Source organism: Micromonospora peucetia, from assembly GCF_900091625.1.
In the GTDB taxonomy this organism is placed as follows: domain Bacteria; phylum Actinomycetota; class Actinomycetes; order Mycobacteriales; family Micromonosporaceae; genus Micromonospora; species Micromonospora peucetia.
Genome location: NZ_FMIC01000002.1, coordinates 4,251,693 through 4,264,198, shown reverse-complemented (window position 1 = coordinate 4,264,198; position 12,506 = coordinate 4,251,693). Strand labels below are relative to the sequence as shown.

Sequence of the window (12,506 nt, the reverse complement as noted above, 5' to 3'; positions counted from 1 at the left end):
CCTGGTGCCTCGTCGGACCGGTCGGCCGCGACCGCCGGGGACGACCCGTCGGCGGGCGGGCGGCAGGCCGGGGCGGTGCCGCGGTGCCCGGATCGGTAGCGTGAGCCGGTGCCACCACGGATCCCCCATCCCGAGCCGGGGACCCCGGACATCCGGGGGCCGTTGCGGTATCTGTGGTGGCTGGTCCGCTGCCAGCCGTGGCGGGTGCTGCGCGGAAGCCTGCTCGGCACGGCCTGGATGACCAGCCTGTCGGTCCGGCCGTACCTGATCTCCCGCGCCGTGGACGACGGCCTGCGTACCGGCGACACCCGGGCCCTGGCCCTGTGGGTGGCGGCAATCGTCGTCGCCGGCATGGGGCTGTCCTATCTGGGCATCATGCGGCACCGCACGATGACCTTCATCCGGGAGGATGCGAAGGCCCGCTCGGCCGCCGTGGTGCTCCGCCAGCTGTCCCGGGTCGGCGCCGCACTGCCCCGCCGGACCGCCGCGGGCGAGGTGGCCACCGTCGGTGGCACCGACATCGACCGGGCGGCGCAGGTGCTGACGGTGACCGGACCCGGCGTCGGCGCGGTTGTCGCGTACGTCGTGATCACCGTCGTGCTCTGGTCGATCTCGCCCCTGCTCGCGCTCTGCGCGCTGGTGGGCGTGCCCTCGGTCGGTCTGGCCGTCGCTCCCCTGCTGGGCCGGCTGGAGCGGGCGGAGTCGGTCTACCGGCAGCAGCAGGGTGAGCTGACCGCCCGGTCGGGCGACATCGTGGCCGGGTTGCGGGTGCTCGCCGGGGTGGGCGGCCGGGGCCTGTTCGCCCGCCGGTACGCGGCCCGCTCCCGCGACCTGCTCGTCGAGGGATACCGGGTGGGATCCGTGAACAGTTGGATCGACGCGGCGACGGTGGCCGTCCCCGGGCTGTTCCTCGCGGTGGTGGTGTGGCTGTCAGCCCGGATGGCGGTCGCCGGCGACATCAGCGTCGGGGAGCTGGTCGCCGTCTACGGCTACGTCGCGACACTCGTCGTGCCGGTCTGGTTCCTGCTGGAGGGCGGGCACCAGCTGATCCGGGGCCGGGTCGCGGCCCGCCGGATCGTCGCCCTGCTCGCCGTCACGCCGGACGACGTCGGCGGACCGCGCGCAACGCCGGCCCGCGCCGACGCGGCGACGGTTCCCGGCAGCCGGCAGCCGGCGGGTTCCGCCGCCCCCGTCGCGGCCCCCGGCGGCCCCGTCGACCTGCACGACCCGTCGAGCGGGCTGACCGTCCGGGCCGGCCGCCTCACCGCGGTGGCCGCCGCCGACCCGGCTGACGCCCTCGCGCTGGCCGACCGGCTCGGCCGGTACACCGTCAGCGACGCCACCTGGGGCGGCGTGCCGCTGACCGGCGTCGGACTCGAACAGGTGCGGGCCCGCATCCTGGTCGCCGACCACGACGCCCACCTGTTCGCCGGGACGCTACGGGAAATGCTGCACGGGGCCCGGCCCGACGGTGGTGACCACGAGCGGATCGCCGCCGCCCTGCACGCCGCGTCAGCCGAGGACGTCGTCGACGCCCTGCCGCGCGGGCTCGACACCCCGCTGGACAACCGGGCCCGCTCCCTCTCCGGCGGCCAGCGGCAACGGGTCCGGCTCGCCCGGGCGTTGCTCGCCGAGCCGGAGGTGCTGATCCTCCTCGATCCGACCTCGGCGGTGGACGCGCACACCGAGGCGCGGATCGCCGAGCGGCTGCGCCGTGCGCGGGCCGGACGGACCACCGTCGTGCTCACCACCTCGCCGCTGCTGCTGGGCCGGGCCGACCGGGTCGCGTACCTGGTCGCGGGGCAGGTCACCGCTACCGGCGCGCACGCCGACCTGCTCGACCGGGACCCCGGTTACCGGCGACTCGTGGCCCGGGGCGACGCCGACGCCGACGCCGAGCAGGCGCTGCGGTGAGCGGGCTGCCGATCGCCGACCGGGCCGCCGTACGTCGGGCGACGCGCGGGCTGATCGCCCGGGACCGGCGTGCCGTCGGAGTCGTGCTGGCGCTGCACGCGACCGCCACGGTCGCCGGGCTCGCCCCGCCGTGGCTACTCGGCACCATCGTCGACCGGGTGTCCGCGGGGACCGGCGTCGCCACCGTCGACCGGCTCGCCCTGGCGATCGGCGGGGCCGTACTGGTCCAGACGCTGCTGTCGCGGTACGCGCAGTACGCCGGCCACCGCTTCGGCGAGCGGGCCGTGGCCCGGCTGCGCGAGGAGTTCATCGAGCGGACGCTGAACCTGCCCGTCGGCGTCGTCGAGCGGGCCGGCTCCGGAGACCTGGCGACCCGCAGCTCGGTCGACGTGTCGACGGTCGGCACCACCGTCCGGGACGTGGTGCCCACCGTCGTCATCGCCTCGGTGCAGCTGACGCTGCTGTTCGGGGCGGTCTTCCTGCTGCACCCGCTGCTCGGGCTCGCCGCGCTGGCCGGGCTGCCGACGATCGCCCTGGTGACCCGGTGGTACCTGCGGCGCGCCGGCCCGGCGTACCTCGCCGAGGGGGCGGAGGCCGCCGAGCTGACCGAGGCGCTGACGAGCACCGCCGAGGGCGCCCGTACGGTCGAGGCGTTCCGGCTCGCCGACGAACGGATCGGGCACGGCACCGCGCGCATCGCCCGGGTCTGGGCGGCCCGGCGGAGGACCCTGGCGCTGCGCACGGTGTTCTTCAGCGTCGTGGAAGCCAGCTACCCGCTGCCCGTCGCCGCGCTGCTGCTGGTCGGCGGCCTCCTGCTCGCTCGGGGTGAGGTGTCCCTCGGCGCGGTGGTCGCCGCCGCGCTCTACCTGCAACAGGCGATCGACCCGCTGGACCGGATTCTCCTGTGGATGGAGCAGGCACAGCGCGGCCTGGCCTCGTTCGCCCGGGTGCTCGGCGTCGGCCAGGTGCCGCCGGAGCCGCCCGGCCGGGCCGCCACTCCGGTGGACGAGCGGCTGGTCGTCCAGGGAGCCCGGTTCGCGTACGCCGGCGGACCCGACGTGCTGCACGGCATCGACCTCCAGGTGCGGCCCGGCGAGCGGTTGGCGCTCGTCGGGCCGTCGGGGGCCGGGAAGTCCACCCTGGCCCGGCTGCTCGCCGGGATCGACGTGCCCCGGGAGGGTGTCGTCAGCGTCGGCGGCTGCCCGGTGACCGACCTGGACCCGGCCGAGCGCCGGCGGCGCATCGCCCTGGTCACCCAGGAGCACCACGTCTTCATCGGCTCGCTACACGACAACCTCGCGTTCGCCGCCCCGGACGCCTCCGACGACCGGATGCGCGCGGCGCTGGCCACGGTCGGCGCCGACTGGCACGCCCGCCTGCCCGACGGCCTCGACACCCTCCTCGGTGACGGGGCGCACCAGCTCGGCGCCGCCGAGGCCCAGCAGCTCGCGCTGGCCCGGCTGGTGCTCGCCGACCCGCACACGCTGATCCTCGACGAAGCCACCGCCGCTCTCGATCCGACCACCGCCCGACGCACCGAGCGGGCCCTGGCCGCCCTGCTCACCGGGCGGACCGTCATCGCGATCGCGCACCGCCTCAACACCGCCCACGACGCCGACCGGGTGGCGGTGCTGGAGGGGGGCCGGATCACCGAGCTCGGCAGTCACGACGACCTCCTCCGGACCGACGGCCCGTACGCCGCCCTGTGGCGCTCCTGGCACCCCTGACCCGACCGGGTCACTTCACCGCGCCGGAGGTGAGGCCGGACTGGATCTGGCGCTGGAAGATCGCGTACACGACGATCATCGGGAGGATGGCGATGGTCAGGGCGGCGAACAGGCCGGACCAGTCCGCCTCGTAGCCGGCGTTCACCGAGATGTCCGCGATGCCCTGGGTGAGCACCCACTTGTCCTTGGCGTTGGAGAGCAGTACGAGCGGCAACTGGTACTGCGCCCACTGGCCGATGATGTTGAAGATCCCGACGCTGATCAGGCCCGGCTTGGCCATCGGCAGCATCACCTGGAAGAACAGCCGGGTGTGCGAGCAGCCGTCGATCATCCCCGCCTCGGCGACCGACATCGGCAGCGTCTTGAAGAACGCGGTCAGGAAGAAGACCGTGAACGGCAGCGAGTAGGCCATGTAGACCAGCACCAGCCCGGTGTGGGTGTCCAGCAGCCCCAGGTTCTTCACCACGAAGAAGAGCGGCACCAGGGCGAGGAAGACCGGGAAGGCCAGCCCCGAGACGAACAGGTAGTAGACCGCCCGGTTGCCCCAGAACTTGTAGCGTGCCAGCACGTACGCGGCCATCGAACCGAACAGCATGGTGCCGAACGTGCTGCACGTCACCACGATCACGCTGTTGAGGAAGTAGCGGCCGACGTTCGCCTTGTTCCACGCCCGGGCGTAGTTCTCGAACCGCAGTTCCGCCGGGAGCGTCCACGGGCTGCTGAAGATCTCCGTGGTGTTCTTGAACGAGGCGAGGAAGGTCCAGAGGATCGGCACGATCACGATCACCGCCCAGACCGCGAGCGCCACGTGCCCGAGGCGGGCGAGCAGCCGTACCTCGGAACGTCGGCCCCCGTCCCCACGCCGACCCGCGGCGCCCGGCTTCACGGTCTTCGGCGGTAGCGCCGCCGCTGTCGGCGGCTGCGTCGTCTGCGGGTTCATCAGTACTCCACGCTTTCCCGCTTGGTCAGCCGCAGCGTCAACGCCGCGAACGTCAGGGTGAGGAAGAACAACGCCACGCCCATCGCCGAGGCGTAGCCGTACTTCGAGTAGACGAAGGCGTTCCGGTAGATCTCCATGGCCAGCACGGTGGTGGCCCCGTCCGGGCCGCCGCCGTCCACCGAGAGCACCGAGACGATGGCGAACGCGTCGAACGCGGCGATGCCCAGATAGACCCAGGCGACCTGGAGGGTGTCCCAGAGCAGCGGCAGCGTGACCCGGAAGAAGAGCGTCACCCGGGTCGCACCGTCCATCTCGGCGGCCTCGTAGATCTCACCGGGAATGGAGGCCATGCCCGCCGAGAAGAGCACCACGTAGAAGCCGACCGCCTGCCAGACCAGCACCGCGAGGATCGACCAGAGCGCCAGGTTCGGCCGGACCAGGAAGAGCACCGGGTCGAAGCCGAGCTTCATCAGCACGCCGTTGATCAGGCCGGACTCGTTGGGCCGGTAGACCGTCTGGAACAGCACCGCGATGATGGCCACCGCCAGGACCTGGGGGAAGAAGAACACCACCCGGTAGAACTTCGACCCCCAGACCCCCTGGCGCTGCCCGCCGCTGCTCTTGCCGCCCACGTTGAGCAGGAACGAGAAGAGCAGTGCGATGGCGATCGTGATCAGCGGCAGGGCAAGCAGCAGTACGCCGTGGTGCTGGACCGCCTTCCAGAAGTTGTCGTCGTCGAGCAACCTCCGGAAGTTGTCGAAGCCCACCCACTGCGGGGCGGAGAGCCCCCGCCAGTTGGTCATCGAGATCTGGAACGCCTGCGCGTACGGCGCGATGACGAAGACCACGTACAGGGTGACCGGGACGAAGAGGAACCCGATCACGAACGGATACTTGCCGTGCCGCATGACCCCTACGCTCCGATCGATCAGCGCTTGAACTTGGTGATGGAGCTGTCCTTCTTGATCGCGTCAGCGCGCTTCTGGATGCGCTCCACGAAGGCGTCCGCCTTGATCCGGCCGAACATCAGCTCGTTGGTGGCCGTGCGGGCCTCCGTGTCGAGCTCCTTGTACCAGCCGTCGAAGTACAGGTTGAACACGTCCTGGCCGGCGGCCTTGAGCGCGCTCTGCGAGCTGGCCACACCGGGCGGGAAGGCGAAGCCCTCCGAGCCGGCGGTGACCACCGTCGGGGCCTTCACGACCTCGGTGAAGCCCTTCGCACCGGCCACCGAGAGCATCTGGCGCATGTACTCCAGGCCGCCCTTGGGGTTCTTGCTCTTGGCCGAGACGAAGTAGCCCTCACCGGCGGTGGCCCGCAGCGCCGTCCCCGGCAGCTTGTCCGAGGCGGACAGGCTCGGCACCGGCATCAGCTGGTATTCGAAGCCGGACGGCGTGTCCTTCTTCTGCTCGCCCTCCAGCCAGTCGCCACTGGGGTAGAACGCCAGCTTGTACTGGTTCTGCCGCAGCTGCACGTCGGTGTGCTTGAGCCCCTCGAAGCTCTTGTCGACGTACTTGGCGCCGATCTCGGCCCACGCCTCGGCGGCCTGCTTGACCGCGTCCTGCTGCCAGGCGCCGTCCTCCAGGTTGTCGATGTTCTTCAGCACGTCCATGCCGCCGATCTTCGCGGCCTGGGTGAGGATCACGTTCCACTGGTAGTAGGCCGCGTTCGCGCCGGCGTAGCCGTACGGGGTGATGCCCTTGGCCTTGATCTGGTCGAGCAGGGCGGTGAACTCGCCCCAGTTCTTCGCCGGCGCCCAGCCGTTGTCCTTGAACAGCTTGCCGGAGTACCAGATGCCGAAGACGGTGGAGACGTAGTACAGGACGTACGGCTTGCCGTTGAACGACCCGGTGTCGACGGTGCCCGGCACCACGGTGTCGCGGACCTTCTTGGCGGGGTCGTCGACCGACGGGGCGTCCCACAGCTCGGTGAGATCCTGGAGCTGACCGTCGGCGACCAGGGCACCGAAGTCCATCAGCTTCTCGCCGGAGTTGTTCACGAACTCCGGCGGGTTGCCGGCGGCGAACCGCGGCTGGAGCACCGTGGACACGGCCTGGGTCGCCTGGTGCTTGACCTCGGCCTTCGGGAACGCCTTCTTGTACAGCGGCTGGTGCACGTCGGTGGCGTACTTCTCGCCATAGCCACCGTTGAAGATGATCACCTCGATCGGGGCGTCCTCGGCGACACCGAGCGGGTTGGTGGCGCTCTTGGTGCCGCCGGCGACCTGCTCGTTCTCCTTGTCACCGCCGCTGGTCGCGCAGGCGCCCAGCAGGCCGACGGCCGGAGTGGCGAGCAGGCCCACCGCGGCGGCCCGGCGCAGCACGGTCCGGCGGCTCAGGTCGGCCGGGTTGTCGGGGGTATTCGACATCGTCGTCTCTCCTTGTGGTGTTCGGGTCAGGCGGTCCGCCGGAGGCGCCCGGCGTACCGCGACTCGAGGGCGTGGTTGTGCTCGTCCCCGCCGGGGACGTTGGCGGAGAGGTAGACAGGGGGTACCTCTCCGGCCTGGTGGAACCGTCGTACGACCTCGGCGGTCAGCAGCTGCGCCAGCAGCGCCGCCGTGACCGAGGAGACCGCACAGACCGCGCCGCCGCCCTCGAGCGGCAGCAGTGCGTCGCCGTACGGCGCGCCGTTGTCCAGCACGACGTCGGCGAGGTCTGCGAGGCGCCGGCCGGACGGGTGCCGAGGGGCGACCCGTGCGGTGTGCGCGACCGAGGTGACCGCGATCAGCGGATGGCCGCGCCCGGTGACCAGCGTCGCCAGCTCGACCACCGAGCCGTTGATGCCGGACTGGGACGCCACCACGAACACGTCCGACGGCTGCGGGGCCGCCAGCGCGTAGAGCTGGTGGGCGACGGCGGGGTCGCGTTCCAGCTTCGGGTCGGCGAGCACGTCGCGCGGGGCGTCGCCGTGCAGCACCAGGTCGTGCAGGGAGAGCCGGTTGGTGGGCACCAGCCCGCCGGCCCGGGCGACCAGTTCCGCGGCGAACGCCTCGGAGTGGCCGGCGCCGAACGCCTGGAGCACCCCGCCGGCGCGCAGGCTGGCGGCGATCAGGTCGGCGGCGGCGCCGATTCCGTCGGCGCTGGTGTCAACGAGCCGGTCGAGCACCGGACGGACGGCGTCGGCGTACCCCTGGGCGCTGATCATGCGCCGGCCCCCTTCGCGGCCTTGTGCCCGTCGACGGCCTGGGCGGTACGCCGGAAGGCCGCGTGGGCGCGGTCGTGGGTGCGCTGGGCGACGGCGATGTAGAGCAGGTCGAGCACGACCAGCTGTGGGTGCCGGGCGGACAGCGCGTCGGGGCGGAAGGTGGTGGCCTGGCTGGCGGTGAGCAGCACGATGTCGGCCAGCTCGGCCAGCGGCGAGCGCGGGAACCCGGTCAGCGCCACGGTGGTCGCGCCCCGGCTGCCCGCCTCGGCGAGCATCTCGATGGTCTCCCGGGTCTGGCCGGTGTGCGAGATGCCGAGCGCCACGTCGCCCTGACGCAGCAGGGCCGCGCTGGCGAGGCCCTCGTGCACGTCGTTCCAGGCCCAGGCCGCCACCCCGATGCGGTGCAGGCTGAACTGCATCTCCTCGCCGACCAGCGCGCTGCCACTGGCGCCGAAGATGTTCACCCGGGACGCCCCGGCGATGGCGACGGCGGCCCGTTCCACCTCGGAGAGGTCGAGCAGTGCGGCGGTGTCGTGCATGGCCCGGGTGTCGGCGGCCATGATCTGGTCGAGCACCCGGGAGAGGGGGTCGCCCGGCTGGATCTCGCGGCCGATGTCGACGGTCCAGCCCGCCGAGCGGGCCCGGCCGGTCTCCGCGGCGATGCCCAGGCGCAGGTCGGCGTAGCCGTCGAAACCCATAGCCCGGCAGAACCGGGTGATCGTCGCCGGAGAGGTGCCGCTGCGCTCGGCCAGCTCCACGATCGTCGCCCGTGCGGCGGCCTCAGGATCGCTGAGCACGTGCTCGGCGACCCGGCGCAGCGCCCCCGTCAGCTCGCCCGCGCCGGCCCGGACCCGCGCCAGCACACCGTCGGAGGCGACTCCGAGCGCCCCCCGTCGGTCGACCGCGCCGGCGTCGACCACCGCGGTCCCCGCGGAGGTGTCCACCTCGTGATCAACCATGGGGCACCTTTCCGAAAAGAGTGTTAACTGTTAGTGGTAAAAGTTCTTACTAAAGGCCCCTCCGTGTCAAGGCCGTGGGCGAAGTTTTCAAACTGTTACCTGGCGCACAGCCCCGGAAGCTGCCCGCCTCTTGCCCGCCGCCGCCGGGCCGACCAGCATGAACGCGGCGTCGATCGAAGGGGTGGGTGCGGATGTCCGACACCGTCGTGGTCGGTCTCGACGTCGGGGGTACGTCCACCCGGGCGACCGCCCTGACACTGGACGGGCGGCGGTTGGGCGACGGCCGGGCGGGCGGCGGCAACCCCACCAGCCACGGAGCCGAGCGGGCCGCCGGCGAACTCCTGGCCGCCCTGCGAGAGGCGCTCACCGGCGTCGATCCCGCCTGGGTCCGTGCTGGCACCATCGGGCTGGCCGGGGCGCCCCGGCTGCTCGCCGACCCGGCCGGTCGGGACGCCTTCGACCGGGCCTGGCGCGACGCCGGCCTGCGCTGCCCGTACACGGTGCACGGCGACGCACTTGTCGCGTACGCCTCGGGCACCGCGAGCCCCGAGGGCACGGTTCTCATCGCCGGCACCGGGGCGGTCGCCGCCGGCGTCCGCGAGCTACGGCTGGACCGGGTCGCCGACGGTCACGGCTGGCTGCTCGGCGACGCGGGCTCGGGCTTCTGGCTGGGCCGCGAGGCGGTCCGCCGGCTGCTGGCCGACCTGGACCGGGACCACACGCCGGGCCCGCTGGCGACCAGGGTGCTCACCGAACTGCTCGGCTCCTCCGAGGTGGCGGCCCGCCCCCGGGACACCGTCGACGCGCTGGTCCAGGCGGTGACCCGGCGGCCCCCCGTGGAGTTGGCCCGGCTCGCGCCCCTGGTGGTCGCCGCCGCCGTCGGCGGGGAGCCGGTCGCCCGCGGGCTGATCGCCGAGGCCGCCGCACATCTGGCGGAGAGCACGGCACGGATCCGCCCCGCCGGCGACGCCTCCCCGATCGTCCTCGGCGGCGGCCTGCTGACCGGCGACACCCCGCTCGCCGCGGCGGTTCGGGCCGAGGTCGCCCGGCGCTGGCCGGACGCGCCGCTCCACTCGGCCGGCGACGGCGCCGCCGCGGCGGCCTGGATCGCCGCCCGCGAGCTGCCCGAGGTGGCGGATCCCCGGGCCCTGCACACCCTGCTGGTCCCCCCACCCCCCTAACCGGATCCGGGGCCGGGGTCCGGCGGCGCCCCGGGAGTACGGGCAGACGAAGGCCGGCGAGTCGGACAGCCAGACAGCCGGACCGCGCCCGGTGACCGGCCCCTGTCGGATCGCTCGAAGGCCCAGCGAGCCGAGGCGCGACGAAGCCGGCCTGCCGAAGGCCTGGGCGGTGGCACCGCGCTCGCGCTGCCCGACGACGCCGCGTTGCCCGATGACGCCACGTTGCCCGATGACGCTCGCGCTGCCCCGACGCCAGCCTACGAAGCACCGCGCGGGACGCCACCAGCCTCAGGACGGGCCCGGCAACGGGTCTCGGCCCCTGTCGAGCTGCCCCGTCCGTGGGACCACCCGTCGGGCCAAACGCCAGGTGGGCAGGACCCACTCCGGGTCGCACGCCGGAATGGAACACCCGGGCGACAGACGGGAAGCAGACGTCCGCACGAAACACGGGGGCAGACGGGAAGCAGACGTCCGCACGAACACGGGGGCAGACGGACGCAGACGTCCGCATGAGACACGAGGCATACGCCGCACGAACACGGGGCAGACGGCGGGCCCGGCGGCGCGGTCCCACAGACGGGGCAGCTCGACAGCGTCCGACGTACACCAGTGGCACCCACCGCTTCCCCGGGCCGCCAAGCCCGAGGAAGCAGTGATCAGGATCGGTCTACGGGCTGATCGGGATCGGCCAGCAGATGAGTTGGCAGGAGCCAACACGAGCCAACACGAGCCGTCACTGGCTTCGCGCAGCGAGCTGATCGGGAGCGATCAGCTGGCTCGGTGACCGGAACGGGGTGGCGGGCGCTCGGGACCAGGCGGAACTACTTGAGCTGGCCGGCGGTCAGGCCGGACTGGACCTGGCGCTGGAAGAGGATGTAGACCAGCAGCACCGGGATAACCGCGATGGTGAGGCCGGCGAAGAGTTGTGCGTAGTCGCCGGCGTAGCCCTGGTTGACCGAGAGCGCGGCGAGCCCCTGGGCGAGCACCCACTTGGACTCGTCGCCCTGCATGAGCACCTGGGGCAGCAGGAACTGGTTCCAGTGGCTGAGGAAGTTGAAGATGGCGACGCTGATCAGTCCCGGACGCGCCATCGGCAGCATCACCTGGAAGAAGAGCCGGAAGTGACCGCAGCCGTCAACCAGGGCCGCCTCTGCCACGGCGGTGGGCAGGGTGCGGAAGAAGGCGGTCAGGAAGAACACCGTGAACGGCAGCGAGTAGGCCGCGTAGACCAGGATCAGCCCGGTCCAGGTGCCGAACAGGCCGGCGTTGCGCACCACGAAGAACAGCGGCACCAGGGCGAGGAAGACGGGGAACATCAGCCCGCCGACGAACAGGTAGTAGACGAACTGCTTGCCGCGGAACTCGTAGCGGGCGAAGACGTACGCGGCGGTGGCGCCCATCAGCATCGTCAGGGTGACCGAGCCGGCCACCACCACCAGGCTGTTGAGGAAGTACTGGCCGATGTGCGCCCCGCTCCAGGCCCGCGACCAGTTGTCGAAGCGCAGCGCGCTGGGCAGGCTCCACGGGTCGGAGAGGATCTCCGCGTTGCTCTTGAACGAGCTGATGAACATCCAGAGCAGCGGCAGTACGGTCAGCGCGCCCCAGAACAGCAGGAAGCCGTGCGACAGCACGTTGGCGACACCGAGTTCGCGGCGTACCGGGCGGTCGGCGGGGCCGGGAGCCTCGGCGGGCAGCGCCCGGGGGGCGGGCTTGTCCAGAGTCGTCACGAGTACTCGATCCTGTCTCGCTTGCTGGCCCGCAGCGCCAGCACCGCCACCGTGAGGGTCAGGAAGAACATCACCACGCCGATCGCCGAGGCGTAGCCGAACTTGGTCTCGCTGCCGAACGCCGTGTCGTACATCCGCACGCCGATGACGTCCGTGGAGAAGTTGGGTCCGCCGTTGGTCATCAACTGCACCAGGATGAACCCGTCCAGCGCGAAGATGGCCAGGTAGACCCAGGCGACCTGGACGGTGTCCCAGAGCAGCGGGATGGTCACCTTCCACAACGTGGCCAGCCGGGAGGCGCCGTCGAGCATGACGGCCTCGTAGATCTCCTTCGGGATGGCCGACATGGCCGCGCCGAAGAGCACCACGTAGAAGCCGACGTTGCTCCAGATCATCACGGCGAGGACGCACCAGAAGGCGGTCTTCGGGTCGCCGAGCCAGGTGGGCGCGGCGAGGCCGACGCTGTTCAGGGCGCTGGTGAGCAGCCCCTTGTTCGGGTGGTAGACCTCCTTCCACAGCAGCGCGATGATCACGACGGAGAGCACCTGCGGGAAGAAGTAGACCGTGCGGTAGAACGACGAGCCGCGCACCCCGCTGACCCCCGCCCGCCCCTTGCGACCGCCCATGTTGAGCATGGCGGCGAAGAAGAGGCCGAGCACGATCGTCAGCACCGGCACGAACACCAGCAGGATCGCGTTGTTCTTCAACGCGTTCCAGACGTAGTCGTCCTTCCACAGCGTCTTGAAGTTCGCCAGCCCGACGGAGTTGGCGTCGGCGGAGTAGCCGAGCCAGTCGGTCGTGGAGATCTGGAACGCCTGCAGGTACGGCGACACGACGAAGATGACGTAGAGCAGCACCGGCGGCACCAGGAAGGTGACGATCAGCGGGTACTTGCCATGTCTCACGATCAGGTCCTA

10 protein-coding genes are annotated in these 12,506 nt (G+C 71.8%); 3 read left to right on the top strand and 7 right to left on the bottom strand.

The annotated features are described in order from the left end of the window. Positions 1–204: 204 nt before the first annotated feature. Both GA0070608_RS19795 and GA0070608_RS19790 read left to right on the top strand, forming a co-directional pair. The gene (locus tag GA0070608_RS19795; RefSeq protein WP_218107653.1) at positions 205–1,914 is read left to right on the top strand and encodes an ABC transporter transmembrane domain-containing protein; all 1,710 of its coding nucleotides are present in this window, start codon (positions 205–207) and stop codon (positions 1,912–1,914) included. Further along, complete coding sequence (locus GA0070608_RS19790; RefSeq protein ID WP_091630066.1) at positions 1,911–3,641, top strand: ABC transporter ATP-binding protein; 1,731 nt, start codon at positions 1,911–1,913, stop codon at positions 3,639–3,641. Before GA0070608_RS19795 ends, GA0070608_RS19790 begins: the two co-directional genes overlap by 4 nt. Before the next feature lie 10 nt (positions 3,642–3,651). Here the strand turns inward: GA0070608_RS19790 and GA0070608_RS19785 are convergent, their stop codons facing one another. Genes GA0070608_RS19785 through GA0070608_RS19765 form a run of 5 tightly spaced genes read right to left on the bottom strand, consistent with a single transcriptional unit; the run spans position 3,652 to position 8,681 of the window. Continuing rightward, positions 3,652–4,581 carry a carbohydrate ABC transporter permease gene (locus tag GA0070608_RS19785; RefSeq protein ID WP_091630065.1) on the bottom strand — a complete coding sequence of 310 codons (930 nt, stop codon included), beginning with the start codon at positions 4,579–4,581 and terminating at the stop codon, positions 3,652–3,654. Beyond that, the gene (locus tag GA0070608_RS19780) at positions 4,581–5,489 is read right to left on the bottom strand and encodes a carbohydrate ABC transporter permease (RefSeq protein WP_091630064.1); all 909 of its coding nucleotides are present in this window, start codon (positions 5,487–5,489) and stop codon (positions 4,581–4,583) included. Before GA0070608_RS19780 ends, GA0070608_RS19785 begins: the two co-directional genes overlap by 1 nt. 20 nt (positions 5,490–5,509) lie before the next feature. Beyond that, a complete protein-coding gene (ngcE, locus tag GA0070608_RS19775; protein WP_091630063.1) occupies positions 5,510–6,946 on the bottom strand; it encodes an N-acetylglucosamine/diacetylchitobiose ABC transporter substrate-binding protein in 1,437 nt (478 codons plus the stop codon). A 26-nt stretch (positions 6,947–6,972) separates the two neighbouring features. Continuing rightward, complete coding sequence (locus tag GA0070608_RS19770; RefSeq protein WP_091630062.1) at positions 6,973–7,722, bottom strand: SIS domain-containing protein; 750 nt, start codon at positions 7,720–7,722, stop codon at positions 6,973–6,975. Continuing rightward, positions 7,719–8,681, bottom strand: a complete 963-nt coding sequence (locus tag GA0070608_RS19765; RefSeq protein WP_091630061.1) for a MurR/RpiR family transcriptional regulator — start codon at positions 8,679–8,681, stop codon at positions 7,719–7,721. The genes GA0070608_RS19770 and GA0070608_RS19765 overlap by 4 nt, the downstream gene beginning before the upstream one ends. A gap of 191 nt (positions 8,682–8,872) precedes the next feature. On the opposite strand from GA0070608_RS19765, the gene GA0070608_RS19760 reads away from it, so the two are divergent. Continuing rightward, positions 8,873–9,862, top strand: a complete 990-nt coding sequence (locus tag GA0070608_RS19760; protein WP_091630060.1) for an N-acetylglucosamine kinase — start codon at positions 8,873–8,875, stop codon at positions 9,860–9,862. Between the two features lie 821 nt (positions 9,863–10,683). Here the strand turns inward: GA0070608_RS19760 and GA0070608_RS19755 are convergent. Together GA0070608_RS19755 and GA0070608_RS19750 are read right to left on the bottom strand one after the other, a co-directional pair. Next, a complete protein-coding gene (locus GA0070608_RS19755) occupies positions 10,684–11,589 on the bottom strand; it encodes a carbohydrate ABC transporter permease (protein ID WP_091630059.1) in 906 nt (301 codons plus the stop codon). Beyond that, positions 11,586–12,494, bottom strand: a complete 909-nt coding sequence (locus GA0070608_RS19750; protein WP_091630058.1) for a carbohydrate ABC transporter permease — start codon at positions 12,492–12,494, stop codon at positions 11,586–11,588. Before GA0070608_RS19750 ends, GA0070608_RS19755 begins: the two co-directional genes overlap by 4 nt. Positions 12,495–12,506: the final 12 nt, after the last annotated feature.

Coding starts and splice junctions, on each gene's coding strand:
- GA0070608_RS19760 (WP_091630060.1), top strand. CDS start 8,873: ATGTCCGACACCGTCGTGGTCGGTCTCGACGTCGGGGGTACGTCCACC.
- ngcE (WP_091630063.1), bottom strand. CDS start 6,946: ATGTCGAATACCCCCGACAACCCGGCCGACCTGAGCCGCCGGACCGTG.
- GA0070608_RS19765 (WP_091630061.1), bottom strand. CDS start 8,681: ATGGTTGATCACGAGGTGGACACCTCCGCGGGGACCGCGGTGGTCGAC.
- GA0070608_RS19770 (WP_091630062.1), bottom strand. CDS start 7,722: ATGATCAGCGCCCAGGGGTACGCCGACGCCGTCCGTCCGGTGCTCGAC.
- GA0070608_RS19785 (WP_091630065.1), bottom strand. CDS start 4,581: ATGAACCCGCAGACGACGCAGCCGCCGACAGCGGCGGCGCTACCGCCG.
- GA0070608_RS19780 (WP_091630064.1), bottom strand. CDS start 5,489: ATGCGGCACGGCAAGTATCCGTTCGTGATCGGGTTCCTCTTCGTCCCG.